This is a genomic window from Alkalicoccus luteus (assembly GCF_012034335.1).
Lineage (GTDB): Bacteria > Bacillota > Bacilli > Bacillales > Salisediminibacteriaceae > Alkalicoccus > Alkalicoccus luteus_A.
On the sequence record NZ_JAATHJ010000003.1, the window covers coordinates 188692 to 213571 of the forward strand.

Annotated in this window: 23 protein-coding genes and 8 tRNA genes; 7 read left to right on the forward strand and 24 right to left on the reverse strand. The window is 47.6% G+C overall.

What is annotated here, in order from left to right:
- Positions 1-146: 146 nt before the first annotated feature.
- The 4 genes from HCN83_RS03605 to HCN83_RS03620 form a co-directional block, all read right to left on the reverse strand.
- Positions 147-1112 (reverse strand): ABC transporter permease, encoded by a 966-nt coding sequence (locus tag HCN83_RS03605; RefSeq protein WP_168004953.1) that lies wholly within the window; start codon positions 1110-1112, stop codon positions 147-149.
- On the reverse strand, positions 1113-2162 hold the full coding sequence (locus tag HCN83_RS03610) for an ABC transporter permease (protein WP_168004986.1): 1050 nt from the start codon (positions 2160-2162) through the stop codon (positions 1113-1115).
- Positions 2163-2170: 8 nt separating this feature from the next.
- Entirely contained in the window at positions 2171-3700 is a 1530-nt protein-coding gene (locus HCN83_RS03615) for an ATP-binding cassette domain-containing protein (RefSeq protein ID WP_168004954.1), read from the reverse strand.
- A 203-nt stretch (positions 3701-3903) separates the two neighbouring features.
- Positions 3904-5091: a BMP family lipoprotein gene (locus tag HCN83_RS03620; RefSeq protein ID WP_205774484.1), complete on the reverse strand. Its 1188-nt coding sequence runs from the start codon at positions 5089-5091 to the stop codon at positions 3904-3906.
- A 650-nt stretch (positions 5092-5741) separates the two neighbouring features.
- Between HCN83_RS03620 and HCN83_RS03625 the strand changes: the two genes are divergently transcribed.
- Complete coding sequence (locus HCN83_RS03625) at positions 5742-6143, forward strand: response regulator (RefSeq protein ID WP_168004955.1); 402 nt, start codon at positions 5742-5744, stop codon at positions 6141-6143.
- Between the two features lie 259 nt (positions 6144-6402).
- Here the strand turns inward: HCN83_RS03625 and HCN83_RS03630 are convergent, their stop codons facing one another.
- Positions 6403-7497 (reverse strand): ethanolamine utilization protein EutH, encoded by a 1095-nt coding sequence (locus tag HCN83_RS03630; protein WP_168004956.1) that lies wholly within the window; start codon positions 7495-7497, stop codon positions 6403-6405.
- A gap of 36 nt (positions 7498-7533) precedes the next feature.
- Positions 7534-8409, reverse strand: a complete 876-nt coding sequence (locus tag HCN83_RS03635; protein WP_168004957.1) for a DUF1028 domain-containing protein — start codon at positions 8407-8409, stop codon at positions 7534-7536.
- Positions 8410-8560: 151 nt separating this feature from the next.
- Here HCN83_RS03635 and HCN83_RS03640 point away from each other — a divergent pair, with 151 nt between their 5' ends.
- Positions 8561-9208 (forward strand): SDR family oxidoreductase, encoded by a 648-nt coding sequence (locus HCN83_RS03640; RefSeq protein WP_168004958.1) that lies wholly within the window; start codon positions 8561-8563, stop codon positions 9206-9208.
- A 62-nt stretch (positions 9209-9270) separates the two neighbouring features.
- Positions 9271-9522 carry a hypothetical protein gene (locus HCN83_RS03645; RefSeq protein ID WP_168004959.1) on the forward strand — a complete coding sequence of 84 codons (252 nt, stop codon included), beginning with the start codon at positions 9271-9273 and terminating at the stop codon, positions 9520-9522.
- Positions 9523-9837: 315 nt separating this feature from the next.
- On the opposite strand, the gene HCN83_RS03650 is transcribed toward HCN83_RS03645, so the two are convergent.
- The 3 genes from HCN83_RS03650 to HCN83_RS03660 all read right to left on the reverse strand — a co-directional run bounded on the left by HCN83_RS03650 (position 9838) and on the right by HCN83_RS03660 (position 13470).
- Positions 9838-10506, reverse strand: a complete 669-nt coding sequence (locus HCN83_RS03650) for a peptidoglycan recognition protein family protein (RefSeq protein WP_168004960.1) — start codon at positions 10504-10506, stop codon at positions 9838-9840.
- Between the two features lie 57 nt (positions 10507-10563).
- A complete protein-coding gene (locus HCN83_RS03655) occupies positions 10564-12066 on the reverse strand; it encodes a PTS transporter subunit EIIC (protein ID WP_246238080.1) in 1503 nt (500 codons plus the stop codon).
- A 78-nt stretch (positions 12067-12144) separates the two neighbouring features.
- A complete protein-coding gene (locus HCN83_RS03660) occupies positions 12145-13470 on the reverse strand; it encodes a 6-phospho-alpha-glucosidase (RefSeq protein WP_168004961.1) in 1326 nt (441 codons plus the stop codon).
- A 162-nt stretch (positions 13471-13632) separates the two neighbouring features.
- On the opposite strand from HCN83_RS03660, the gene HCN83_RS03665 reads away from it, so the two are divergent.
- The 3 genes from HCN83_RS03665 to HCN83_RS03675 all read left to right on the forward strand — a co-directional run bounded on the left by HCN83_RS03665 (position 13633) and on the right by HCN83_RS03675 (position 16850).
- A complete protein-coding gene (locus HCN83_RS03665) occupies positions 13633-14349 on the forward strand; it encodes a UTRA domain-containing protein (protein ID WP_168004962.1) in 717 nt (238 codons plus the stop codon).
- A 292-nt stretch (positions 14350-14641) separates the two neighbouring features.
- Positions 14642-16150 (forward strand): glycine betaine uptake BCCT transporter, encoded by a 1509-nt coding sequence (locus HCN83_RS03670; RefSeq protein ID WP_168004963.1) that lies wholly within the window; start codon positions 14642-14644, stop codon positions 16148-16150.
- A 355-nt stretch (positions 16151-16505) separates the two neighbouring features.
- A complete protein-coding gene (locus HCN83_RS03675; protein ID WP_168004964.1) occupies positions 16506-16850 on the forward strand; it encodes a hypothetical protein in 345 nt (114 codons plus the stop codon).
- A 201-nt stretch (positions 16851-17051) separates the two neighbouring features.
- On the opposite strand, the gene lepB is transcribed toward HCN83_RS03675, so the two are convergent.
- On the reverse strand, positions 17052-17642 hold the full coding sequence (lepB, locus tag HCN83_RS03680) for a signal peptidase I (protein WP_168004965.1): 591 nt from the start codon (positions 17640-17642) through the stop codon (positions 17052-17054).
- Between the two features lie 168 nt (positions 17643-17810).
- Between lepB and HCN83_RS03685 the strand changes: the two genes are divergently transcribed.
- A complete protein-coding gene (locus HCN83_RS03685) occupies positions 17811-19649 on the forward strand; it encodes a transglycosylase domain-containing protein (protein WP_168004966.1) in 1839 nt (612 codons plus the stop codon).
- Positions 19650-19910: 261 nt separating this feature from the next.
- On the opposite strand, the gene HCN83_RS03690 is transcribed toward HCN83_RS03685, so the two are convergent.
- The 14 genes from HCN83_RS03690 to HCN83_RS03755 all read right to left on the reverse strand — a co-directional run bounded on the left by HCN83_RS03690 (position 19911) and on the right by HCN83_RS03755 (position 24830).
- Entirely contained in the window at positions 19911-20468 is a 558-nt protein-coding gene (locus HCN83_RS03690) for a DUF5366 family protein (RefSeq protein ID WP_168004967.1), read from the reverse strand.
- A 106-nt stretch (positions 20469-20574) separates the two neighbouring features.
- Entirely contained in the window at positions 20575-20880 is a 306-nt protein-coding gene (locus tag HCN83_RS03695) for an antibiotic biosynthesis monooxygenase family protein (RefSeq protein WP_168004968.1), read from the reverse strand.
- 336 nt (positions 20881-21216) lie between these two features.
- Complete coding sequence (trmL, locus tag HCN83_RS03700) at positions 21217-21726, reverse strand: tRNA (uridine(34)/cytosine(34)/5-carboxymethylaminomethyluridine(34)-2'-O)-methyltransferase TrmL (protein ID WP_168004969.1); 510 nt, start codon at positions 21724-21726, stop codon at positions 21217-21219.
- A gap of 17 nt (positions 21727-21743) precedes the next feature.
- Complete coding sequence (locus HCN83_RS03705; protein WP_168004970.1) at positions 21744-22259, reverse strand: hypothetical protein; 516 nt, start codon at positions 22257-22259, stop codon at positions 21744-21746.
- Between the two features lie 15 nt (positions 22260-22274).
- On the reverse strand, positions 22275-22811 hold the full coding sequence (locus HCN83_RS03710; RefSeq protein WP_168004971.1) for a methylated-DNA--[protein]-cysteine S-methyltransferase: 537 nt from the start codon (positions 22809-22811) through the stop codon (positions 22275-22277).
- 2 nt (positions 22812-22813) lie between these two features.
- Entirely contained in the window at positions 22814-23965 is a 1152-nt protein-coding gene (gene queG, locus HCN83_RS03715; RefSeq protein WP_168004972.1) for a tRNA epoxyqueuosine(34) reductase QueG, read from the reverse strand.
- 126 nt (positions 23966-24091) lie between these two features.
- Positions 24092-24176, reverse strand: a tRNA-Leu gene (locus HCN83_RS03720).
- A gap of 14 nt (positions 24177-24190) precedes the next feature.
- A tRNA-Leu gene (locus HCN83_RS03725) sits at positions 24191-24279 on the reverse strand.
- Positions 24280-24308: 29 nt separating this feature from the next.
- Positions 24309-24382: transfer RNA gene (locus HCN83_RS03730), tRNA-Cys, on the reverse strand.
- A 7-nt stretch (positions 24383-24389) separates the two neighbouring features.
- A tRNA-Gly gene (locus HCN83_RS03735) sits at positions 24390-24464 on the reverse strand.
- A 17-nt stretch (positions 24465-24481) separates the two neighbouring features.
- A tRNA-Gln gene (locus tag HCN83_RS03740) sits at positions 24482-24556 on the reverse strand.
- Between the two features lie 10 nt (positions 24557-24566).
- Positions 24567-24642, reverse strand: a tRNA-His gene (locus HCN83_RS03745).
- 19 nt (positions 24643-24661) lie between these two features.
- Positions 24662-24746 (reverse strand) — tRNA-Tyr (locus HCN83_RS03750).
- Between the two features lie 8 nt (positions 24747-24754).
- Positions 24755-24830 (reverse strand) — tRNA-Thr (locus HCN83_RS03755).
- Positions 24831-24880: the final 50 nt, after the last annotated feature.

Sequence of the window (24880 nt, forward strand, 5' to 3'; positions counted from 1 at the left end):
CCCTGTAAGAGCACTTCGCATTTCTGACTTCCTCCCCGTAGAGAAAGCGCGCTGATGTTTCAGCCGGGTGATTTCCTGAAATGACTGTTGTATCCGAAAAAACATAAACCGCCCCTGCACGATTACAGAGGCGGTTCGTAATGTAATTAACGGCTTCCTTTTGTGTAAGGCTGGTTCAATGCTTTTGGTGGTTCTGCCTTGCCGACAAATCCAGCGAGAGCAAAGATCGTCAGAACATACGGCAGGATCAGAAAGTACACTTGCGGAATGTTCTGGAAACCTGGAAGCTGCTGAGCCGAGGTGCTGAGTGCCATCGCAAATCCAAAGAAAATGGCTGCCCCCATGGCACCAAACGGGGTCCATTTTCCGAATATAAGGGCTGCCAGTGCCATAAAGCCCTGACCGACAATCGTACCTGCGGCAAAGTTCCCTGCGATTGTAACCGCATAGACAGCACCGCCTGCACCGGCGAATGCACCACTGAGCATAACGCCGATATAGCGCATACGCAGCACTTTAATTCCCATCGTATCCGCAGCCATCGGATGCTCACCAACCGCGCGCAGCCGGAGACCAAACGGTGTTTTGAATACGACGTACCATACTAAAACGACAATCAATAGTGCAATGTACGTTGTTAAATAAACGCGTGAGAACAGCATTGGTCCGAGAATCGGAATATCACTCAGCACCGGAATGTTCGTCCGGAATATACGGGCACTGATCGTATCCGTCTGACCACGGTCGAACACCTCCCGCACGATGAATACAGTAAGCCCGAGTGCGAGAAAGTTCAAAGCAACACCGGAAACAATCTGATCAGCCCGGAACGAAATCGAAGCAACCGCGTGAAAGAGCGAGAAGATGGCTCCGATCACAATCGCAAATCCGATCCCCATCCAAGGAGACAGGTTTCCAAAGCCCATTCCTTCAAAAATGAGTGTTCCCATTATACCACCGAACGCTCCCATGACCATCAGTCCTTCCAGACCGATGTTCACCACCCCGGAACGTTCACTGAACAGTCCGCCCATAGCTGTCAGCATAAGGGGGGTAGCTGCAATCAGCGATGCCGGTACGATAATATATAGTATTTGCAGTATCACATCCATTTACTTATCCCCCTTCCGGCTAGTAAGGCGCCCGAGTCCCCAGCGGATGATGTAGCTGGATGCTACAAAGAAAATAATCAGGGCGATAATAATTTCAACAAGTTCAGGCGCTACGCCGGCACGCGACTGCATCATGTTCGCTCCCTGCTGCAGACCTCCAAAGAGAAATGCTGCTAGGAAAATCCCGACAGATGTACTTGCTCCAAGAAGAGCTACCGCGATTCCATCGAATCCGATATTCGTAAAGGCAGGCAGGATGTTCGCGTACTGATACGTTCCAAGTCCTACCATGGCACCGCCTGCCCCGGCAAATGCCCCGGAAACAGACATGGAGAGAATAATATTCGCGTTCACGTTCATACCTGCATAAAGTGAGGCGTTTTTGTTATAGCCGACAGAACGCAGTTCGAAGCCTTTTTTCGTTTTCCATAAAATAAACCACATGAGTACACATGCTGCCGCGGCAATAAAGAAGCCCCAGTGCAGCCTGGAAAACTGAGTCAATTCGGATAGAAATCCTGATTCAAGAGAAGCGGTACTATTAATAAATCCGGTCCGCTGACCGCTGTCCAACAGGTAAGTACGAATCAGTGAATTCGTAACATGCATCGCGATGTAGTTCATCATAATCGTGACAATAACCTCGTGAACCTGAAAGCGGGCTTTTAAATACCCCGGAACAAATCCCCAAAGAGCCCCTGCCACAGCTCCGGCAGTAATCGCCAGCGGAAGATGGATGATCATTGGCGCTTCAATAGCAAGTCCGACATAGACAGACGTAAACCAGCCTACGATCAGCTGTCCTTCTACCCCGATATTAAGTAATCCCGTGCGAAATGCGAAAGCAACAGCCAGCCCGGAGAAAATAAGCGGCGTCATTCGCTGAAGGGTTTCCCCAAAATCATAAGGTTCTCCAATAATCCCGGCAATCAGTGCGCTGTAGCCTTCGATCGGGTTGTTCCCGCTGAAGAGCATGATGACTGCGCCCGCCGCAAAGCCAAAAAAGATGGCAATGAGCGGAATCAGGATGTTGAATCCTCTTCCCTGCATAAAGTTTTTCATGTGGCTGGCTCACCTGCTTCCTTCGAACCGCCTGCCATCAGCAGGCCTAGCTCTTGTTCCGTTGTTTCATCCGAATTAACAATGGCGACGATTTCACCTTCGTAAATAACGGCAATTTTATCACTAACGTTCATGACCTCTTCCAATTCCAACGAGACGAGCAGAACAGCACGGCCCTTATCCCGTTCTTCAATCAGCTTCCGGTGAATAAATTCAATCGCACCGACATCGAGCCCACGTGTCGGCTGAGCAGCGACAAGCAAATTCGGGGAGCGGTCTACTTCCCTTGCGATAATGGCTTTCTGCTGATTTCCACCTGAGAGCGCGCGGGCCTGTGTTTTTTCTGACGGCGTACGAACATCGTATTCCTCAATTAGCGACTTCGCTTTCTCGTACATCAGGTTATAGTTCAGCACGCCTGTATTCGTAAAAGGCTTCTGATAATACGTTTGCAGCAGCACGTTCTCCCCGATCGTAAAATCAAGTACAAGCCCGTGCTTATGACGGTCCTGCGGAATATGTCCGATTCCCGTTTCGGTCACCTTACGAGGTTTCAAAGACGTTGTATCCGTTCCGGAAATGGAAATAGTACCGCTCTTCGCCTTGCGAAGCCCGGTAATTGCTTCCACAAGCTCAGTCTGACCGTTCCCATCAACTCCTGCAAGACCGATAATTTCCCCTTCCCGGACTTGAAGATTAAGCTTATTGACGACATCCACTCCGCGTGAATCTTCGACAACAAGATCTTTCACATCAAGCACGAGTTCTTTTGGAGAAGCAGGACCTTTTTCCACCTGAAAGCTGACTTCTCTACCGACCATCATTTCAGCCAGGCTGCTTTCAGTCGCGCCCTCCACCTCTACGGTTCCGACACCTACTCCACGGCGAATAACCGTGCAGCGGTCACAAACCTGCAGAATTTCCTTAAGTTTATGTGTGATGAGAATGATCGACTTACCTTCTTTGATCAAATTATTCATTATTTGAATCAGTTCTTTAATCTCCTGCGGCGTAAGGGCAGCCGTAGGCTCATCAAAAATAAGTATCTCAGCGCCGCGGTAAAGTGTTTTCAGAATTTCCGCACGCTGCTGCATGCCAACCGAAATATCCTCAATCTTGGCACGAGGGTCAACGCGAAGGCCGTAGCGGTCGGAAATCTCCTGAACATCCTTCTCCGCTTTTTTTAAGTTAATTGTTCCGCGGGAGGTTGGTTCGCTTCCTAAAATAATATTTTCCGTGACCGAAAAATTCTGTACGAGCATAAAGTGCTGATGCACCATGCCGATCCCGAGATCATTAGCTACGTTTGGGTCATTGATATTAACCTTTTCCCCACGAACTTTAATTTCTCCTCGTTCGGGCTGATACAAGCCGAACAAGACGTTCATAAGCGTTGATTTCCCGGCACCATTTTCTCCAAGAAGGGCATGAATTTCGCCTTGTTTGACCTGCAGCGTGATGTTGTCATTCGCTACGATGCCCGGAAACTCTTTACGAATATCGTTCATTTCAATTACGTATTCCACCATTAACAACTCCCTGTTTCATGCAGATAAAAGATGACTGCCGGAAGCTTGCACCGCTTCAGCAGAAGTCCCGGTTTTCTATGTCTGATTCCGTCGAAAATTGTCAACTCGTCCGGCAAATGGGTATAAACAAAGGCTAGTACAAGACTAGCCTCTGTCTGCCGGATGAAATTAATATTCAAGCCGGATATGCCGGGTCGCTATTAGAGAGAGTCCATGAACTCTTCGTACTCTTCATCTGTCTGTGGAACTTCAATTTCTCCGTCCGTAATCATCTGCTCGTATTCTTCAACGGCTTCGACTGCTTCATCAGAAACGTTGTCCTGTGTTTCAGCAATGCCGACACCATCGTCTTCAAGACCGAATTCAAGCGTTTCACCACCTGGGAAGCTGCCGTTCATAGTATCTTCAGAAACGTTATATACAGCTGTATCTACTCGCTTTACCATAGAAGAAAGAATGACGTTTCCTTCATCCCATCCACCTTCAGTAAGCGCCTGATCCTGGTCTACTCCGATAGCCCAGACTGTTTCGCCGCTCTGGTTACGGTCAATTGCTTCTGTAAAGAGACCGTTTCCTGTTCCGCCGGCAGCATGATAGATAATGTCAGCCCCGTTAGAGTACATTGTATCGGCGATATTCTGGCCTGTTGAAGCATCGTTAAAGTCCTGAGCGTACTGTACAGCGATTTCAATGTCCGAATCAACGTAGCTTACGCCCGCTTTAAAGCCATTTTCGAATTTTTTAATAAGCGGACTTTCCACGCCGCCGATAAATCCGACTTCATCTGTTTCTGTATGCATCGCTGCAATAACACCAACGAGGAATGAACCTTCATGTTCAGCAAACGTAATGCTTGCCAGGTTGTCTATTGGATTACCGTCGTCGTCTGTAACCACTTCATCGACGATTGCAAAATTCTGATCCGGGTTCTGCTCGGCAACCGTACGAACGTCATCCGCCATTAGAAATCCGATCGCAAACGACAGATCTGTCCCTTCACGTGCAAGCTGCTGCAGGTTTGGCAGATAGTCTGCTGCATCTCCAGACTGGATATAATCTACATCAGCTTCCGGGAAGTCTTCTCCAAATTCAGTCAGGCCTGCCCAGGCAGATTCGTTGAATGAACGGTCATCAACCCCGCCGACATCCGTAACCATTTTGGAAGAGAAGCCTTCGCCGCCTTCGCCTGCAGCTTCGTTTCCGCCGTCTTCCTCGCCTTCGTTTCCAGCGTTTTCATCAGCGTCGTTTTCCTCTGCGGCATTGCCGGTATTTTCGTTTCCGTCATTTACCGGAGTCGTGTCTTCATTGTTGTTCCCGTCTCCGCAAGCCGCGAGCAGAACTCCTGCAGTAAGCACAGATGAAAGCAGCATCGTTGTACTCTTTTTCATGTCGAGCATCCCCCTAGAATAATATATTATTTCAGTTTTTATCCCTCAAAAATAGAGAAAGATAAAAACTCTGAAACCATTATGCCACATTATGTCTCAAAATATAATCTTAAAAACGCTTCCAACTAAGAAAAAATTCACATGTTTGATGTCTGACCTCTTACCATGACATACGGCATGCGTTGACAGCGTTTTCTTAAGTGCCTTCAATATACCACCTTTCACGCAACAAATAAATAGATTTTAAACAAAATTTCATATTTGCCTGAAAAGAATTAACTATTCTGCTAATTCATAATAGTTGCTGATCTGCTGTTTCAAGGTAAGAGACTCGTTCTGCTTTTTTCACATCCTTTTTGACGAGTATGCATGACGACAGGGACGGCCTCAGGATCAGTAACAACGACACGTTTTAATTAGTTCCAGTCCATGACCGGTGCTAATAGAAAGAAACGAGGCCTGTAACACTTTTTTCTCACCTTGCAGCCTTGCAGTGACGTTTCCTTCTATCAACTATGGACGTTTTCAGAGCTTTAAAATGAAACCGAATTTTTATAAAGCACCTGCTCTTATTTCTTGCAGTTATCCCCTTTTTTTCAGTCATTTTCACTGATACACTATGGAAATAATCAATTTGGGAGGGGAATTTCTTGCAGACTGCATTGCTATGCAATCAGGACCGTGAGGAGCGGAATTTGATTGCTCAGGTACTTGAAGAAAATGATGTGCAAGTGGTGGAAACGGATTCTTCAGAACAGGTTCTTGCGTATGTCGAGCAGCTTGAACCTGAAATTGTCGTACTTGATATTATTATGGCGTCAGGAAATGGGATCTCCCTGTTGAAACAGCTGCAGCGGATGCCTGGCAGCCCGTGCATTGTGTTGAAATCGTCCTGTCAATTAAAGGGACATTTACGAAAAGCTCTGCGTCTTGGTGCTGATGCCGTGCTTCCAAAGCCCGTAACCGCAGAACAAGTCCGGCAGCTTGCACACCTTACAGAGCGCCGTTCACTGTACCGTCGCTTCCCTTCAGACAGACAGCTCCAGCATTAAATTCGTATTTCTTTCTGCATCGAGCGGGAGGCTGCTGAACAAGCTCGTGATAATTGAGATAAAACGTTTCAACCGTTCTGGCAATTCCCGACATCGGAGCACCTCCGGGAGGATCAGAACGAGACGAAGATCCGGCAGACAGCAGGAGGGAAGGCCGAGCAGCGCCCTCCGGAAAGCGAGTGTCCGCAGAGAACAGGCACATGCAGCATGTGTCACCTAAGTTGAAACAGCCTCTTTATTGATCTTAATGAAAGAGAACTTAACTTACAGGAAGGCCTGTATTTCTCCTTCTGTAACGAATTACCGCTGCTGTCAGCAGGATCGCCATCACTCCCGCAGATGCTTTTCCAATCAGCATCGCCACTGTCATTTCAGGCTCCAGAGCTGCTGTAAAGCCGAGATGCCCTCCTAACAGAAATGCCCCGCTTACGCTGAACGCCACGTTCATAAGTTTTGCTTCATCGTCAAGCGTATGAAGCTTCTTATAAACAGGAATGCTGTGAGCCAGCTGTGTTAAAAATCCAATCCATCCATCCGCGCTTATGCGCCCTTTACGAGCTGCCAGCCTGGAATGGAGCGTTCGTTTTAAAAAATGGACGAGCGGAAAAGCTCCTGCAAGAGCCAGCACGATTAATCCGACAATTTCCATCGATTCGTGAAACGGAGTCAGTCCCGGAAGAATGACGATGCCCGCAAGTTCCTGAACAATTAGGATAAGAATGACGGCTGTAATAAACACCATGATCATCCGTCCTCCTGCAATAAACAGCCTGACGACAGATGGTCCTGCCCAATAAAGCCCGGCAACCATAGCTATAACCAGAAGCGCAGCAGGAACCAGCTGCTGCAGCACAAACATCGCAGGCATTCCTGCTGCAAGACCTGCAAGAAAGGCACCTGCGGGGACAGGAATCAACCCCAGCATAATTCCCTCTGCAAAAACCGTGTGATCTTCTTTATGTATTAAACCGAGTGCAACAGGCACCGTAAAAACGAAAACCGGTCCAAGCATCGTTGCTAAAATAATGCCGGACAAAAGCGCAGCCTCCCTCGTTTCAGCAAGTTCCATCGCAAGCGGATATCCTCCCATGTCAACTGCCAGAAGCATTCCGGGAAACATCCCCGGGTCCGCCCCGATAAACGTAAAAACCGGAATCAGCACCGGCCTCAGCATTTCTGCCAGGAGCGGTGCTACTGATATCATGCCAACCATAACAAAAGCGAGGGGCCCCATCGTGCGGAACCCCTCATCAAAAGCTTCCCCGTAGCCTTTTTTATTTCCTCTGATTTTATCTGCCGCACCAACTGCTGCGGCAATCACAAGTATCCAGATAACAAGTTGGTTCAACAGCATCTGCCCTGCTCCTTTTGCTTCGTCATCCCCGGTTTATCAGCTTTCCTTTCTGCTTCGCATAAAGGTGAGGACGGCCGGATCTATTTTATGGTCATCCTGCCAGCGCTCCTCAAAGTTCTCCTGCATAAAGTAAGCTTCCAAAGCGGCTTTGACCTCATCTGTATAGCTTTCTTTAGTTTCCGCTAACAGGTTTTCACGCTGTAAATGGCTCTGAACTTCCTGCAGTACTTCACCATTAAGCTCCAGCAGATCGTTTTCATCCGGCCTAGTGAAATACAGCCGATGAAGCTCATACAGCCTTCTCAGCTCATCGATCGGCTCTTTATGGTCATCAACACGCAGATCATATTTTCGATCGTTGTAGCCTCCATAGCCGCCTTCCTGCTGGACGATGAACATCGCAGCCGACTGCTTCCCACGCGAATCTCCACCCGCAGCCTGAGCGGCATCGAGAGCATTAAGCAGCCTTTCAGCCAGCGGACCTTTTGATGACTCAAACGACGTTATCATATGCTCAACGGTTTCCTTATTTTTAAGTATATTCCCCTGAGCCGTACAATAGTTACCAGCCCGGTGACCTGCCCAGTCAAAGCATTCGCTCCCGGTATAAGCGGCAGTTTTTCCATCAGCATCCATAATCGCAAACTGCCTCAATGCCGCTTCTTCATCGTCTGCTATTAGTTTTTCCACGACCTCCTCCGCTGAAAATCCTTTTTTCAAAAGCTCGAGCCCGTCCGGTCCAAAAGCGGTGTTGGCAAACGACTGAGTGGCCACCGCACCTGTTCCAGCTTCTGCCCAGGGAACGACTGCTCCGACACCGAGAAACTTCGACTGGACAGCAATCCCTGTTTCACCAGTTGCCGGATCAAATCCGATAATGGAGTATGTAGCAACTTTCGGTTTGTTCATCATTGGAAACCCTCCTCTTTTCTCTCATAATAAGCTTCCTTTCTTTTCCGGTCAATCAGAGAGGCGCACAGGTTTAGTATCCGTACAGGCTGGGAACAATCTTTCATAGGTCCCGTTATAGGAGCCGTAAGACTACGTTAAGGAGGCACTATCGATGCGAGTACTAGTTATTGGAGCAAATGGTCAAATCGGCCGCCACGTTGTGCGAATGCTCGGATTAAGCCCGGAGCATGAGGTAAATGCAATGATTCGCAAAGAAGAGCAGCGAAAAGATATGGAAGAGCTTGGCGCTGATCACATTACAATAGGTGATCTTGAACAAGACTTTTCACATGCTTATAACGGAATGGATGCTGTTATTTTCACCGCAGGATCAGGCGGTCATACGAGTAAAGAGCAGACGGAGGTCATTGACCGGAAAGCTGCCCAGCAGGCAGTGGATGAAGCAAGGAAGTCTGATGTTACCCGCTTTGTCATGATCAGCTCCATTATGGCTGATGAAGCAGAGAGCGCCCCCGACAATATCAAACATTACATGCAGGCCAAGCTGGCTGCTGACGAGCATTTGATTGAGAGCGGGCTGGTCTACACGATCATCCGGCCGGGTCCGCTCACTAATGATGCTGCCCGCGGTACGATTCATGCCGTCAAAAAGCTCGACAACTATGATGGCTCTGTTCCAAGAGAAGACGTGGCTGCTACAGCTGTGAACTCACTTACGCTGAAGGAAACTGAAAATGTTATTTTTGAAATGATGACCGGTGATGTACCGGTCGGAGAAGCATTAAAGAATCTAAAATAGTTTGCACGTCCAGCCCCTCCGGATTATACTGATGACAGGCAGTATGACTGGAGGGGTTTTAATTGGCTTTCCTTGATTCTTTAAGTAATGAGAAAAAGCTGGAATATGTAATCGTGGCTGCACTGCTGCTTATTTCAGTCGCAGTCGGTGTTTTCGTCGGCATGAATGAAGAATGGTTCCTGCGACGTAATTTCACGGCAGGATATATGGCAGGTTCTTTGATGTCAGCTGTCCTTTTGTTCGGCATTTACCGGACCATTGCTTTCTTCGTGAACCTGGCCCGCGGTCAGAAAACTAACCCGGACAACGAATAAGCAGGCACTGCACGCAGTGCGTTCCAAAAATGAGCGGCCCTCTGTGGAGAGCCGCTCATTTTTTTGGACCCGGGCACGCCTGGCACCTTGCTCCATTATAAGATGAGACCGACAGTCAGTATTTATCTCACCTAATTCAGCTTAATGAAAAGAAATCAAAGCTCTTGTGCTTCCTCACAACTGCCGGTTGATATGAATATGGCATGATATCCTCTGGTTTGAAACTTCATCATCCTTTTGTGAGCACGTAAGCGCCTGGCTGCTCGGAAATTCGAAAGCACTGGAGCAGGCATAAAGCGACAGGCATTTAGGGGATCAGGCTGTCGTGCTCTTAATCAGCCTTCCCCACGTTACAGGTCCGGCTATTCCATCTGTCTGAATACCTTGATCACGTTGGAACTGAATCACTGCAGCTTCCGTTTCTCTTCCGAACACGCCATCTGCTCCGAACTCTCGAAGCTTGTATCCGGCTTTCAGAAGTGCATTCTGAAGCCTGATGACGGCCGCTCCGCTGGAACCGTACCGGACTGTGGCAACACCCTGCAGCTCTCGTCTCAGCTCAGATACAGAGAAACCCGGACACTGCGTTCTCTGATGGGGCAGTTCCCGGTGCCCACGAACATGAGCCGCTTTTATATTCCATTTTTGCTGCAGGAATTGAACGAGCTTTTTCAACTGCTGCATCTGGAGAGCGGTAAACGAACCGTTTCCTGTCAGACAAATTCCGATATTCCCTGTATTATGTCCTGCCACATGAAAGCTGCGCACCGTTTCATCATGACACTGGACAATCTCACCGGATCGTTCAATAACAAAATGATAGCCGATCCCCGGCCATCCTGAAGTTTCTACATGATAGCGTGCAAAGGCAGCCGCACTTCCCCCTTCCGTTCCGCTGTGATGAATCGTGATCCGATTTGGAACGAACCCTCCGCTGTAGGTTTTTACCGGATGTTTCATAAGCCTTACTCGTTTAAACTCCATAAAAAATCCCCTCCTCATCTGCATGTACACGTTTCTGCAGGAAAAGGAGGGGGTTCATCAGCCTTCCGCTTCGATTAAATCGTTAATTTCATTTTTATATAAATCTGAATTACCGCCAAATACAGCCTGTATGTTTTTATTGTATTTCATAACGCCTGCTGCGCCGAGAGCCTTCAGTTCAGCTTCATCAATTTTCTCCGGTTCCTTAACAGTGACCCGGAGTCGCGTAAAGCAGGCATCGACATGATCAATATTGGACTCACCGCCCAGAGCTTCAAGAATGGACGCCGCTGTCTTCTGGTATTCCTTTTCTCCGCCCTGCTTCTTTTCATTAAAATCTTTACGGGTGTAAAGCTTAGCCTCCGAGCCGCCACGGCTAGGGGTCGCAATGTCCCATTTTTTAATGACGTAAGAGAACAGGAAGTAGTAAACGAAAAAGAAGACGATTCCCATTACGATGTTCATCCACCAGTTGTTCGTGCCAGGCAATATATTGACTAGTACATAATCAATCAGCCCGGATCCTCCAGCCCAGCCGAGATTCACATCAAGCATGTACGCTACAGCAAAGCTGACGCCTGCCAAGAGCGCATGAATAACAAACAGCACAGGTGCTACGAAGAGGAATGTGAACTCGATCGGCTCTGTGATCCCTGTCAGAAACGCGGTACCAGCTGCTGCTATCAGCATGCCTTTGACAACCGGCTGGTTTTTTTTATCTGCACAGCGGTACATGGCAAGAGCTGCACCAAGCAGGCCAAACATAATAACAGGGAATTTACCTGCCATAAACCGTCCCGCTGTAACATCGACTCCCTCCGCAACTTGTGCGAGGAATATATACTGGTCACCTGAAACGAGCTGTCCACCGACTTCCTGCGTACCGCCGAGACCAGACCACAGGAATGGGGCGTACCAGATGTGATGAAGTCCGGTTGGAATAAGTACCCGTTCTAAAAAGCCATAAAGACCGATGTATAGAGGGTTTGTTGCGTCTGAAGCGATGACGTTTGCCGTTGCATCAATCACTGATTGGATTGGCGGCCAGACCGCCATCATGATAAATCCAAGTCCGATCGAAACAAATACCATAACAATTCCTACTGATCTGTCCCCCGCAAAAAATCCGAGTACTTCCGGCGGCTGAAACCGCTTAAATTTTGAGTGCACCCAAACGGTCGTCAGTCCGACTACAATCCCGCCGAGCACCCCGGTCTCCAGCGTAGGGATCCCTACTGCCATGCCATATTCACCAGATTGTTCCGTCATCTCCGGCGTAATCCCCAGCACGAGTGAAATCGTATTATTCATGATGACATATCCAAGCAAAGCTGCCAGAGCTGCTATCCCTGATCCTCCAGAGAGACCAATTGCAACGCCGAGAGCAAAGATGATCGGCAGATTTTCAAAAATACTAAGCCCGATCGTATTCATCCCCGCACCAGCTGCCTGTACAGCATCTGCCTGCAGGAAGGTCAGCGTGTCAGCAAGCGGCCCCGTGAGAGCCGCTCCGATTCCAAGCAGAATGCCTGCTGCCGGAAGCAGGGCCACCGGCACCATAAGCTATTTGCCAAATTTTTGTAATCCTGCAAAACTGAACATTCAGGATCCTCCTTTTTTTAATCCTTGCACTGGTGCTTATACAAGTTCCGGCCAATACCCCTGATTCGCTTCGATCAAATCGTCCAGAATATTCTGCGCAGTCGGTGTATCAACAACTGTCCGATTCAGTGTTAAGGCCTGCAGCAATCTGTTGTAGTTCTTTTCATAATAAGCGTCGACGACAATCTGCTCAAAAGCGAGCTGCCCTTCCATAAGTCCTTTATAAAAACGCGGGATTTCTCCTACTGCCATTGGCTTCGGTCCATCGCTCGTCAGCAGAGCCGGCACTTCCACCATGGCATCTGCAGGCATATTGGAAATAATGCCATTATTCTCTGTTATTACAATAAACGTGTCACGGTTGTTATAGGCGAGAGAAGCAGCGACCCGGATCATGTAACATCCGTGAATATCAACCTCAAGGTCCGCGTTAGCTGTCGTATTATCTGCAATCAGCTGGTCCTCCAGTTCATGCACTCGCTTTTCCCTGCCATTAATAACCTGTCTTGCCCTCGTGTTGTCAATATCGTCCTTCGATGCCATATCGGACGGGTACAGGTAATACTGGAGGTACGTATTAGGCAGGTATTCAGGAAAATCATTCAGCATCGTTTCTACTTGCTTGAACGTTTTAATCCAGGAAGGATCATTCACAATCTCCGAATCTTCCGGTAAAAAGCCGTCCTCTGTTATAGCACGTTTAATATCGTCTGTAAGGCGGTTTCCTTCTTTATCGTAAATGTCTGTGAACCATCCGAAGTGATTGAGGCCGAAATACTCCGGCACAAGATCCCAGATTTCTTTTCCCAGTATTTTTGCGTAGCTTACCATGATAGCCGCCGGCATGTCGCAGATGTTCAGCAGCTTTTTGTCGTCCGGAAATTCACGCCGGAGCGCCTCTGCAACAATTGCAGCCGGGTTTGTATAATTCAGAATCCAGGCTTCCGGTGCATGCGCCCGGATATCCTGGACAAGGTCAATCATGTCGCCAATAGAGCGAAGTCCGTAAGCCATTCCCCCGGGACCGCATGTTTCCTGGCCGACAACTCCGTGTTTAAGCGGAATCTTTTCATCCAGTTCTCTCATCTTCAGACCGCCGGTACGAATTTGTACAAACACAAAGTCTGCCTGTTCAAAGGCCTCTTTTTTATCTGTCGTCCAGCTGAACGATTTCAGTTCAGGATACTTATCATGCAAAATAACCTTGGCTGCCCGCGCATTTTTCTCCTGGCGCACTGCATCCGTATCATAAAAAATAATCGATTCAAGTGGAAAATGTTCCTTCTCTTCAATCAAACTCATAATCATTCCAAGCGTGTACGTGCTTCCCGCACCTGCTACTACAAGTCGTTGTCTTTTCATTAACGTAAACCTCCAATTATTTGTATCTAATTTGTATTATATTAATTAATACAAATACAATATAGACGGAACGTCAACCTTTGCTTTAAAATTGTCTATACATGACATCAGAAGGCCGAACGACCATGTGTCAGAGTATGCTGGAAGCGGAGGTTTTACTGTATGCGAGGAACGTCCCCTCTATATAAACAGATTGCAGCTCGCATGAAAGAAGAAATAACGAAAGGCATTTGGAAGCAGGGAAATGCTATTCCTACGGAAGCAAAACTCTCGGAACGTTTTAGTGCCAGCAGAGTCACCATCCGCCAGGCGATTAAGCAGCTCGTTCAGGAAGAACTCCTTTATAAAGTGCAGGGAAGCGGCACATATGTAACAGAAAATAAGTTCGAACATAACATTTATGCACTTCAGGGCTTTACAGAGGAAATGGAGGCATTAAATAAAACAACGTGTAATAAAGTTCTTCAGTTTTCCGTAATCGAGCCTGACAACAGGATCCGGCAGATTCTCGGTCTGGAGGAGGGCGAACAGGTTTATTACATCCGCAGGCAGCGCTGGGTTGATGATAAGCCGCTCGTAGTAGAAGACACGTATATGCCGCTTTCGCTGTTTCCCGACCTCTCCTATGAAACGATGAAAGGCTCAAAGTATGCCTACGTTGAACAAGTCAAAAAACTTCGTATTAAGGAAAGCTTTCAGGAAGTGATCCCGATTCTTCCCGACCAGTCTATTCGTGAACTTTTATTAATGAAAGAAGATATCCCGATTATTAAAGTACATTTGTTTTCCCGCCTGTATGATGAGACCGTTTTCGAGTATACGGAAATCTACTTCAAGAGCGATGAATATAAATTTACCATTATGGCCGGACGATCCTGAAGAAACCGCGACAGTCTGATAGAGTCCGTTCTCAGGAAGCTGTAGCCCCGGATGTGGCTGCAGCTTAAGTTGATGCAGATGCTCCAGTCTTTTTTAATAAAAAACAGCCGGAACGTTTCCGGCTGATCCTGTCGAAAAGAATCGAAATTCAAACTTCCTCACCTTGCACTTTAACCGTGTTTTGTTGTATAGTTGGTAATTGTGCGTGAACGTTCTCTAAAGCAGGGAGCGTTGTTTTTATTAAACGGATTAGGGTATATACCATTATGACTAGAGAGGAGAGGTGAGAGAGTTGAAAAAGCTCACAATCGTTTTTTGGGTTGCTTTAGCTATACTATTAGTATTCGTTGTATTCGGTGTCGCCATTCCCGAAACATTCGAAGCCCAAAGTGGAGCGCTTCGAGGTATGATCTCCGACAACCTCGGCTGGTACTATCTGCTTGCTGTTACGGGGTTCGTTGTGGTTTGTGCCTTCATCATCGTTAGTCCATACGGAAAAATTAAACTTGGTAAACCGGATGATAAACCGGATTACAATTACTTAACCTGGTTCGCCATGCTGTTCAGTGCAGGTATGGGGATTGGGCTCGTATTCTGGGGCGCGGCAGAACCTATTTCACACTTTATGGTGGATGCACCAACGGCAGAAGCCGGTTCAGATTCTGCCATACTTGAATCTATGCGTTACTCCTTTTTCCATTGGGGTGTTCACGCGTGGGGTATCTATGCAGTAGTAGCAATGGCACTTGCATACTTCAAATTCAGAAAAAATGCGCCAGGTTTGATCAGTGCTACACTGGAACCGGTGATGGGGAAATATTCCAGAGGCCCTGTAGGTCATACAGTAGATATTATTGCTGTAACCGCGACAGTTGTCGGGGTAGCAGGAACACTCGGTTTTGGTGCAGTGCAGATTAACGGCGGTCTAGCCTTCCTGCTTGGTATCGGCACGAACTTTACTGCTCAGTTTCTAATTATTATCGCCGTAACCGTTCTTTTCATGATTTCGGCTTACACAGGGTTGAACCGGGGGATCAAGATTCTCTCGAACGTAAATATGATTCTTGCATTTACGCTTTTTTTCTTCCTTTTCATTTTTGGACCAACATTGTTTAACTTAAACTTGTTTACGAACACGATTGGTACGTATATTCAGCAGCTGCCGAGCATGAGCTTCCGAATATCGCCGTTTGATGAAGATGAGAGAGCCTGGATTGACGGCTGGACAATCTTCTACTGGGCATGGTGGATATCCTGGGCACCATTTGTTGGCTCCTTTATCGCACGTGTCTCAAAAGGTCGAACGCTTCGGGAATTCGTTTTAGGTGTTCTGCTTGTTCCTTCTGTAGTCGGCTTTCTTTGGTTTTCGATTTTCGGTGGCTCTGCCATCTTCCTTGAAACGAATGGAGTCGCTGCTATTTCAGAACTTGCAACAGAAGAAGCCCTCTTCGGAGTTCTTGATAATTATCCACTAAGTGCAGTGATGTCTGTGATCGCAATAATGTTGATCGCAACCTTCTTCATTACTTCTGCAGACTCCGGAACGTTCATTCTCGCTATGCAGACAACGAATGGTTCCCTCACACCGCCTAAATCGGTGAAGCTGGTCTGGGGTCTGATGCTTTCAATTACTGCATCTATTCTGCTATTCACAGGTGGACTGCAGGCACTGGAGAACGCGATGATTATTGCAGCGCTTCCGTTCTCGATTATTATGATCTTAATGGCTTTCTCACTGATAAAAGCATTGCAAATCGAACGCAAGGCACTCGATGCAGAAGCCGCGAAAAAACGTCAATAGCAGTAGTTAAAAGGCCGCCCTTGATTAAGGGCGGCCTTTCCAGGCTGTTGAAAAAGTCTTGCAACTTACATGTTTATTCGTTTGGTTGTATTTCCCCTCTGTTTACCGGCGGAAGCTTGCCGTGGGCTGGCCTTCAGCTATTTCTCAGGGTGACCCCTGTATGAAGGGAAGAAAGGCACGAAGGATGGCGCGGCTTCACTCGGACACAGGCTTCTCCTGAGAAGCCTTTAAGACCCAGTCCGGCTCCGCTCGCGCTTTTCATGCCGTTCAAGATCGAACGGCTATGAGGCTTCACTCGGACGCAAGTTTCTTACAAGAAACCGTCAAAAGCCAGTCCGGCTCCGCTCGTGCGTTGATGCCGTTCGCAGATCTGAACGGCACGGAATCTTCAGGCTGCGTGGCTTCCACTGGCGTCTCCGCCGGACACAGCGAGGAAACGGCTCTGCTTCGTGGAAAACAACGTCACGACAGACGCGACTGCTTTTTGTACTTTCATAATGAATTCTACGAAGTACGGACACCCCTGTTCAACATTGAAACGTCTCATCGGGAAAGTTCTATCCGTATGGAAGCCGATCGTGCATTCATAACCAGGCACTTGAAACGCACTGACAGCTGCCGACATCGGAGGACCTCGACTCCAGGAGGATCAGAACGAGGCGAAGATCCAGCGCTTCCGGCAGCAGGAGGAAGCGGTTAGCTGAGCCCGTTCCCTCCGGAAAGCGAGTGTCCGCAGATACAGGCAGATGCAACGTTATTCACTTAAAATGACTTTATCCACACTCTGAAAAGGCCGCCCCTGATTAAAGGCGGCCTTTCTCTGTTAGCGAGATGAAGTTTAGAACTTTAGTGACCCCCGCGTCCGTTAATTCGTTTTGCTGACTTTTATATCTCGATCCGTTCAGCGAATAAATCGTATGCTCTCAGGCGGCCAGAACGCCAGGTTTGCTCTTCCAACGATTTCTTCCATCGGAACATAGCCAATCTGCCTACTGTCTATACTGTTCTGCCGATTGTCCCCAAGTACGAAAACATGTCCATCCGGCACCGTCTGCTCATCTGTTAAATCCTCCAGCTGAAAATCATCGGTAAAATGTTCAGACCCGTTTTCCGTCCGGGACTCCTCCAAAAATTCCTCTTCAACCGGTTCCCCGTTCACATAGAGGGTATCAGACTCATAGTAAAGGTCATCTCCCGGCAGGCCAATAATTCGTTTTATATAATCCGATTCCTCATCCGCATGAAAAATAATCAGATCAAATCGCTCCGGCTCCATAAAATCATAGCCGATCTTGTTGACAATAATCCGCTCTCCATCCCGGATTGTCGGCATCATAGATTGTCCGTACACAATATAATTTGTAAACATAAATTCCCTTACGATAAAGGAAAAGACAGCCACGATTAAAACTGCCTGCAAAATGCTCCAGGAAAACCGGAGCCAGAACGGCTTTTCATACATGCCGTTTATATGCTTTTTGCGTTTGAACATGTTCATCTACCTCCACATATCGCCCTTTGCCTCTACTTTTTAATTGCCCGTTCCGGCCGGAACTAAACTGGTATTATTTTGGTCGCTCCCGAACAGTTCTTTCCATCTTCTGCAAATCCGTGTAAACTGATAGCAGGATAGATGTGTATGGAATACAGGAGGCCCCCGATGATAAGAACCGGATTAGGTTTTACTGCTGTAGCTTTTCTAGCTGCAGCGTTTACGTTTTTATTTGGTGAACTGCTGGAGCAGCTCCCGCAAACGCCGACCTTTCATGAGGTGCTGGACGAAGAAATTCAGTTTGATGCCGCTGCCATGACATTAAACAGCCGTATTACAGACCGTCACGGCGTACTGGTATCGGACGTATACAGCGGTGAGAATCGCATTTACACTCCACTCGAAGAGATGCCTGAAGTAGCTGTGAACATGTTCCTGGCGGTTGAAGACCGCCAGTTTTATGAGCATAAAGGCTTTGATGGAAACGGCATCGCCCGCGCCCTTATGGTGAACCTGCAGGCACAGGAAATCGATCAGGGCGGAAGTACGATCACCCAGCAGGTCGCAAGAAACCTATATTTAACGCACGAGCAGACCTATGAGCGAAAGCTTTCTGAGATTCTTTATGCTTATCAGATGGAGCGGGAGATGACGAAAGAGGATATTCTGGAGCTCTATATGAATTCGATCTACTTTGCGAACGGCGTCTACGGATTTGAATCAGCTAGTCAGTTTTATTTCAGCCGCCCTTCGTCTGAGCTATCACTCGCAGAAATTACATTTCTCGGTGCCATTCCAAATGCTCCCTCCCGGTTTGACCCGCTCGTTAATTCAGAAGCGACGATGGAGCGACAGGAAGTGATGCTTGAGCGTATGGTTACAGCCGGCATTTTGACCGAGCGTCAGCTGACAGACGCGCTTGAGGAGCAGATTGTTCTCGATCTCAGTGAGCGTACAGACGACTTCCCTGATTATGTTTCATACGTTCACCATGAATTTGAAGAGCTGTTAATCAATCAGGAGAATCTCGATGCAGAGGGAGCTGCTGAACGTGCCAAGGAGCTATTGCAACAAGGAGTGATTATTGAAACAGCACTTGATCCGGATGTTCAGAATACGGTTACTGATATTATCAACGATCGTTTCAGTGCTTCCGATATTCAAGCCGCCGCCTCCGTTATTGATCACGAAATGAACGAAATTACTGCCATTACCGGGGGAACTGCTTATCAGAAATTTGATTTTCACCGGGGCTGGCAGGCGTCACGTTCGCCCGGCTCTACTATCAAACCGCTGCTGTCATTTGGTCCGTTCATGGAAGAAACAGGCGAAGACAAAGCCGGAAGTTATATCGATTCCGGACCGTTTTCAAAGAATGGCTATTCTCCCCGGAATTTTGGCGGAACAGAATATGGCGTTGTCACATTGGAACAAGCATTTAAGCAGTCCCATAATACAGCAGCTGTCAGAATGCTGGACAAAATCACTCCGGAGACCGGATTTTCCTACCTTCGCAAGTTTGACTTTCCAAGGCTTAAAGAAGAAGACATCCGGCTCCCTGCTGCTCTCGGTGGATTTTCTGAAGGTATGAGCGTTAACGATATGACCCGGGCTTACACCGTCTTTCAGAATAAAGGCGATTACCGGACACCAAGAGCCATACGGCAGGTCACAACGCTTGATGGAGATGTCATTGTCGAAGGAACAAGTGCTTCAGTCAGCGTCTATTCAGCTGAAACAGCTGATACAATAAGAGGCATGATGAAGAGAACAGTGGAAAGCGGTACCGGAACAGCTGCGAGGTATGAAACAGATGGGTATCTTGGCGGTAAAACCGGAACGTCGGACGACTTTCATGACCTTTGGTTTATCGGCTCGAATGATTGGTATACTACAGGTATTTGGGTCGGACACGATCAGCCTCAGTCACTCGAGAATCAGTCGAGGGACCAGGTCCATACCCGGCTGTGGAGAAACATCATGCAGCAGCTTCCTGCAGCTCCCTAAAGGCTGGCACAATTCTGCACTCCAAAAATCACATATCCGGCCGTACGTTAATAAAACGACCTGGCCAGACACAGATCAGCTTATTAAAGTCGTCTTGCTTTATGACAACAGCGCTTCTAAATGAATGAGGTTCTTACGCATACAGAAAAGAGAGCTGCCCAACCGGAACAGCTCTCTTCTCATTTACACTATATAAGACCTTTTCAGCGACCCCAGCCAGCGTCTGTCAATGACGGGCAGATGGACGGGAAGCTGTCTTTGTTAGACTGGTAAACTTGCGAGCACGGCGCTGTAGAGACGCAGCAGCAGAAAACCAATAGCTGATACAAAGACGAGCCAGAAGAGAAGATGAAAAAACATAAGACCGATGAGCGGCCCGAGTCGGACATGCGGACTGACGCGGTATACAAAAAACACAAAGTAGCTGAAGCACGCCGCTGCAAATACCCCTGCCAGCAGCCGGATATCAAGCACCGACGGAAGCGACAGAATGCCTGCGATCAAAAAGATCCACGAACCGCCTCTCAATACCCGGATGTCTACTCCCTCTTCTTCTTTCGAAAAGAACAGCAGGGACAGCTCGTTTACCGTATCAGCAATCAGCTTCAGAGCAGCAAAGAGCATAAAGAAAAAGATCCAGAGCACTCCTACTAAAGCGAGGACAATTCCTTGTTCAGAAAAAAATTCTACCATTCCTGAATATAAGCCGATTTCCTGCAGATAACCGGTCACAAGACGTTCTGTATAAACGGAAAATGCAAGGCTGAAAAATAAAATAGAAATAAGCGGAAAGTGACTCGTTATGTAAAAATTCTTCATGTAATAGACTCCATTTCAACGGCATTTAACGTTTTAAGTATAGCAGAAATAAATGGAAAAACCTATGTTCTCCGTAAAGAACACAGGTTTTTCGTTTCTTATTCTTTTACAAATGATGAGGCACAAAGTATTCATAGATTTTATTGCTTTGAGTCGGACTTTTGTCTAGGTTCTCTTTTCGGGGCTTATGTGCTTTTTTAAATGCGTCACTGTTGATCCAGTTATGATAGTCCTCCTGGCTCTCCCACTTTGTTAATACCACAGGATAATTGGATTCTTCACCCGGCTGCAGGAACATAAAATCGAGACAACCAGGTACTTCCTTCATTTTTTCAGCACTCTCTGAGAATCGTGCGGCAACGTTCTCCCTGCCTTCCGGGGGAACATGAAGTTCATTCATTACAACGTACATCGTGCAACACCCTCTCTCTACACAAGATACCTTTCATTATAGCGTTTGTGCTGCAGCATGAAAAGCTGATCGCATCCCTGCTTTTTTTTCAGTGCGAAACGTGGTATATTCATTAATAGAGATCAAAAAGGGAGGCACTCATCATATGGATTTATTTCTTATTTTAGCAGTTTGTGTCGTGTTCGTGATGTCTATTTTTACTGCCGGCTATAATGTAAAGTCAAACAAAAACTAATTCGTGCTTCTGCATTTTGCTGGTACGGCTATACAAAACGCTTTCGGAGTAATGTTCTCCGAAAGCGTTTTTTAGTTTCCAGGCTCATCCTGCGGCTAACATTATTTTTGATGTAAAACGGCACTTTCGTCCGCCGGCTCAAGCAGCGACACAAAATTCTGCTGTCGCATCGCTTCATATACTAACACAGCAGCTGTATTTGATAAATTCAGCGACCTGACATGAGACGTCTGCGGAATGACCAGACAGCGGCCTTCAAATCGATTTAAAACTTCTTGCGGGAGCCCCTTTGTTTCCTTGCCGAACACAAAGAAATAGTCCTGGTCTGCATCAGAAAAATCTTTTACAGTATAGCTCACAGCACCGGTTGTCTCAATTGCATAAAACTCGCCGTCCGGATAAGCATACATCAGCTCATCCAGACTGTCGTGATGATGAACAGATACCTTTGGCCAATAGTCGCACCCTGCCCGCTTCAGCATGCGGTCATCCGTGGAGAATCCAAGCGGATGAATCAGATGAAGATGTGCATTCGTTCCTGCACAAGTTCTGGCAATATTCCCCGTGTTTGCCGGGATTTCAGGTTCATGTAATACAACGTGTACGCTCATTCTTACAGCTTCCTCTCTTAACTTTGAACGCGGTCAAGCGCTTCTACAAATTCAATGACATCAGACTCTGATACGTTCTGCCCGATAACCTGATAATAGGATAATCCGTCTGCCGGAGTCTGAAATAAATCAAACTGTCTGACAAACGTATACTGAACACGTTCTTCCGGATCCGGAAGGCTCGTCCACTCCCCTACATACTCGTGAATGGCTAACGGCATACCATCAGCCGGCCTATGAAAATCGCCGGTCCAGTTGCCATCGTTCAAGTAGTCTCTAAGTACTGCCGGATCCAGACCCTGAATCTGCTGATCCTGAATCAGCTCCACGGTGCCTTTTTCCGCATGCTCATAAACTGAAACGATTAAATTATCATCTTGAACTACTTCCTGCAGCTCCCAATTTTCATTTAGCTGCACAGGCTTCAGGACACTTACATTTGTTCCTTCATCCGCTTCACTGAGTGCGGCTTCATCATTAGCGCAAGCAGATAATAACAACAGCATGATAATACCGGTCCACATCTTTTTCATTCTATTCACCGTTTCTTAATTCGACTTTATAAAAACCGTCTCTTTCAGCAGTTCTTCGGAAGATTCAATCGACAACAGCTTTTTTTTCCATTCAAGCCCGCCGGCATATCCAACGAGCGATCCGTTAGATCCAATAACACGATGGCAGGGAACAACAATAGGAAGAGGATTCCGATTATTTGCTCCGCCGACTGCACGCACGGCCTTCGGTGATCCGGTCATTTCTGCTATCTCTTTGTATGATCGAGTCTCTCCATAAGGAATGGTGACAAGCTGTTTCCATACTGCTTTCTGAAAGGCAGTACCAATCAGCTTTATCGGTAGCGTAAAGTGTTTGCGATGATGAAGAAAATAAGCGTCCAGCTCTTTCTCAAGCTGATCCAGCAGCGGATTCGTTCCCTGCTGTGCATCCAATGTCGTGTCCCGATACAGCTGCTTCAGACGTATTGGAGTTTTTTCGGATGAATCAAAATGGATGAGTGAGACACCGTCTTCTTCAGCAGCAGCGCTAAGCGTCATTCCGGCAACAGCTAATTTCCTGTAAATGAGCATATTCAGCTTCCTCCTCTGATATTTGAAAGCCCTGAGCTGCGGATGAGCACCTTCTTCATTTCCTCCGCTGCCTCTTCATCCGTTTCTACTGAATAGACAGCCTCAATACGAGCCATTGTCTCCGGCTCCCTGCATATTTCAGCTGCTGCCCAGGCGGCGGTTGCACGAATAACAGGGCGCGGATCGTGTTCCATACGATCCAGCACTGCCGGGAGAGAAGCGGTCTCTTTATAAACGCCCAGCGCAATCAGTGCGTTTCGCTGAATTGGTTTTTTACCCCGCCATGATCCGGCCATCTGACCATATATACGTTTAAATTCTTTATTCGACATCGTCAAAAGCGGTTCCAATCTAGGCTTTACTTTTTCAGGGTCCGGCTCTAGCTCCGGGTGACGATGCTCGTCAACTCCTTTATTTTCCGGACAAACCGTCTGACAAGTGTCACAGCCGTATAGCCGGTTGCCGATTTTTTTCCGGAACTGTTCAGCAACCATGCCTTTCGTCTGGGTTAGAAAAGCGATACACTTTTGTGAATCCAATTGCCCGCCCTGTACGAGAGCACCTGTCGGACAGGCATCAATACATTTCGTACAGGTTCCGCACTGATCTTCAAGCGGCATATCTTCCTCAATTGCAACAGTTGTTATCATTTCACCAAGGTAAACGTAGGAGCCGAGGTCTGGTGTAATGACAGCACAGTTCTTTCCTGACCATCCAATACCCGCCCGCTCTGCTACTGCTCTGTCTGAGAGTTCTCCTGTATCCACCATGCTTCTGCTTCTGGAACCCGGTGCCTCCTGCTCCAGAAATGCTTCAATCTGGGCCAGTTTCCGCCGGAGTACATGATGATAATCTTCTCCCCAGCTGGCACGGCAGAATAATCCCCGCCTGTCTCCTTTAACTGATTTAGGAGCATCTTTCATTTTAGACGGGTAGGCGATGGCGATGCTGATAATTGTTTTCGCCTGAGGAAGCAGCAGCCGGGGAGTGGTTCTTTCTTCTATCGTTCCGTATTCAAAACCGGATGCGTACCCCGACTCCTGCTGAACGCGGAGCCGCTCCTTTAACGTAACGAACGGGTCAGCCGGTGCAAAACCGATACGATCGACTCCTATGGTCTTACTGAAGGCGGTTAATTTGTCTTTTAAGTTCATGATGCGTCCACCTTTGCTTACGATAGCCGAACGTGTTTTCTCTAAGAAGTCTACTATTCAAAGCGATCATTGTCAAATTTTATGTAAACACAAAAAAAGCAGCCTGCGCTGCTGCATCAATTATTCTGGTACCGGAGGCCGGACTCGAACCGGCACGCCCAGAGGGCATCGCATTTTGAGTGCGACGTGTCTGCCATTCCACCACTCCGGCTTACGAAATATAGTTGGTGCCGAGGGCCGGACTCGAACCGGCACGGTAATTACTTACCGCAGGATTTTAAGTCCTGTGTGTCTGCCAATTCCACCACCCCGGCGCTGTAAAACAGAACTATGTAAGAAAAAATGGAGGCGACAACCGGATTCGAACCGGTGATGGAGGTTTTGCAGACCTCTGCCTTACCACTTGGCTATGCCGCCTCATTACTGGAGCGGGAAACGGGATTCGAACCCGCGACCCCCACCTTGGCAAGGTGGTGCTCTACCACTGAGCTATTCCCGCATATGTGATTAAAAAAATGGCAGGGCTAGCAGGATTCGAACCTGCGAATCACGGAATCAAAATCCGATGCCTTACCGCTTGGCTATAGCCCTAAATATAAAATGGGGCGGCTGATGGGAATTGAACCCACGAATGCCGGAATCACAATCCGGTGCGTTAACCACTTCGCCACAACCGCCGCAGTTAGAAGTGTTTCATGGTGGAGGGGGAGAGATTCGAACTCCCGAACCCGAAGGAGCGGATTTACAGTCCGCCGCGTTTGGCCAACTTCGCTACCCCTCCAATGAAAATGGTGCTGGCCAGAGGACTTGAACCCCCAACCTACTGATTACAAGTCAGTTGCTCTACCAATTGAGCTAGGCCAGCATAAAAAGTGGTGGCTCGGGACGGAATCGAACCGCCGACACACGGATTTT

Coding starts and splice junctions, on each gene's coding strand:
- HCN83_RS03665 (WP_168004962.1), top strand. CDS start 13,633: ATGCGAGGAACGTCCCCTCTATATAAACAGATTGCAGCTCGCATGAAA.
- HCN83_RS03705 (WP_168004970.1), bottom strand. CDS start 22,259: ATGAAAAAGATGTGGACCGGTATTATCATGCTGTTGTTATTATCTGCT.
- HCN83_RS03605 (WP_168004953.1), bottom strand. CDS start 1,112: ATGGATGTGATACTGCAAATACTATATATTATCGTACCGGCATCGCTG.
- HCN83_RS03685 (WP_168004966.1), top strand. CDS start 17,811: ATGATAAGAACCGGATTAGGTTTTACTGCTGTAGCTTTTCTAGCTGCA.
- HCN83_RS03675 (WP_168004964.1), top strand. CDS start 16,506: ATGCCGTTCGCAGATCTGAACGGCACGGAATCTTCAGGCTGCGTGGCT.
- HCN83_RS03650 (WP_168004960.1), bottom strand. CDS start 10,506: ATGGAGTTTAAACGAGTAAGGCTTATGAAACATCCGGTAAAAACCTAC.
- lepB (WP_168004965.1), bottom strand. CDS start 17,642: ATGTTCAAACGCAAAAAGCATATAAACGGCATGTATGAAAAGCCGTTC.
- HCN83_RS03630 (WP_168004956.1), bottom strand. CDS start 7,497: ATGCTGTTGAACCAACTTGTTATCTGGATACTTGTGATTGCCGCAGCA.
- trmL (WP_168004969.1), bottom strand. CDS start 21,726: ATGAGCGTACACGTTGTATTACATGAACCTGAAATCCCGGCAAACACG.
- HCN83_RS03710 (WP_168004971.1), bottom strand. CDS start 22,811: ATGCTCATTTACAGGAAATTAGCTGTTGCCGGAATGACGCTTAGCGCT.
- queG (WP_168004972.1), bottom strand. CDS start 23,965: ATGAACTTAAAAGACAAATTAACCGCCTTCAGTAAGACCATAGGAGTC.
- HCN83_RS03635 (WP_168004957.1), bottom strand. CDS start 8,409: ATGATGAACAAACCGAAAGTTGCTACATACTCCATTATCGGATTTGAT.
- HCN83_RS03690 (WP_168004967.1), bottom strand. CDS start 20,468: ATGAAGAATTTTTACATAACGAGTCACTTTCCGCTTATTTCTATTTTA.
- HCN83_RS03695 (WP_168004968.1), bottom strand. CDS start 20,880: ATGTACGTTGTAATGAATGAACTTCATGTTCCCCCGGAAGGCAGGGAG.
- HCN83_RS03640 (WP_168004958.1), top strand. CDS start 8,561: ATGCGAGTACTAGTTATTGGAGCAAATGGTCAAATCGGCCGCCACGTT.
- HCN83_RS03620 (WP_205774484.1), bottom strand. CDS start 5,091: ATGAAAAAGAGTACAACGATGCTGCTTTCATCTGTGCTTACTGCAGGA.
- HCN83_RS03660 (WP_168004961.1), bottom strand. CDS start 13,470: ATGAAAAGACAACGACTTGTAGTAGCAGGTGCGGGAAGCACGTACACG.
- HCN83_RS03610 (WP_168004986.1), bottom strand. CDS start 2,162: ATGCAGGGAAGAGGATTCAACATCCTGATTCCGCTCATTGCCATCTTT.
- HCN83_RS03655 (WP_246238080.1), bottom strand. CDS start 12,066: ATGGTGCCGGTGGCCCTGCTTCCGGCAGCAGGCATTCTGCTTGGAATC.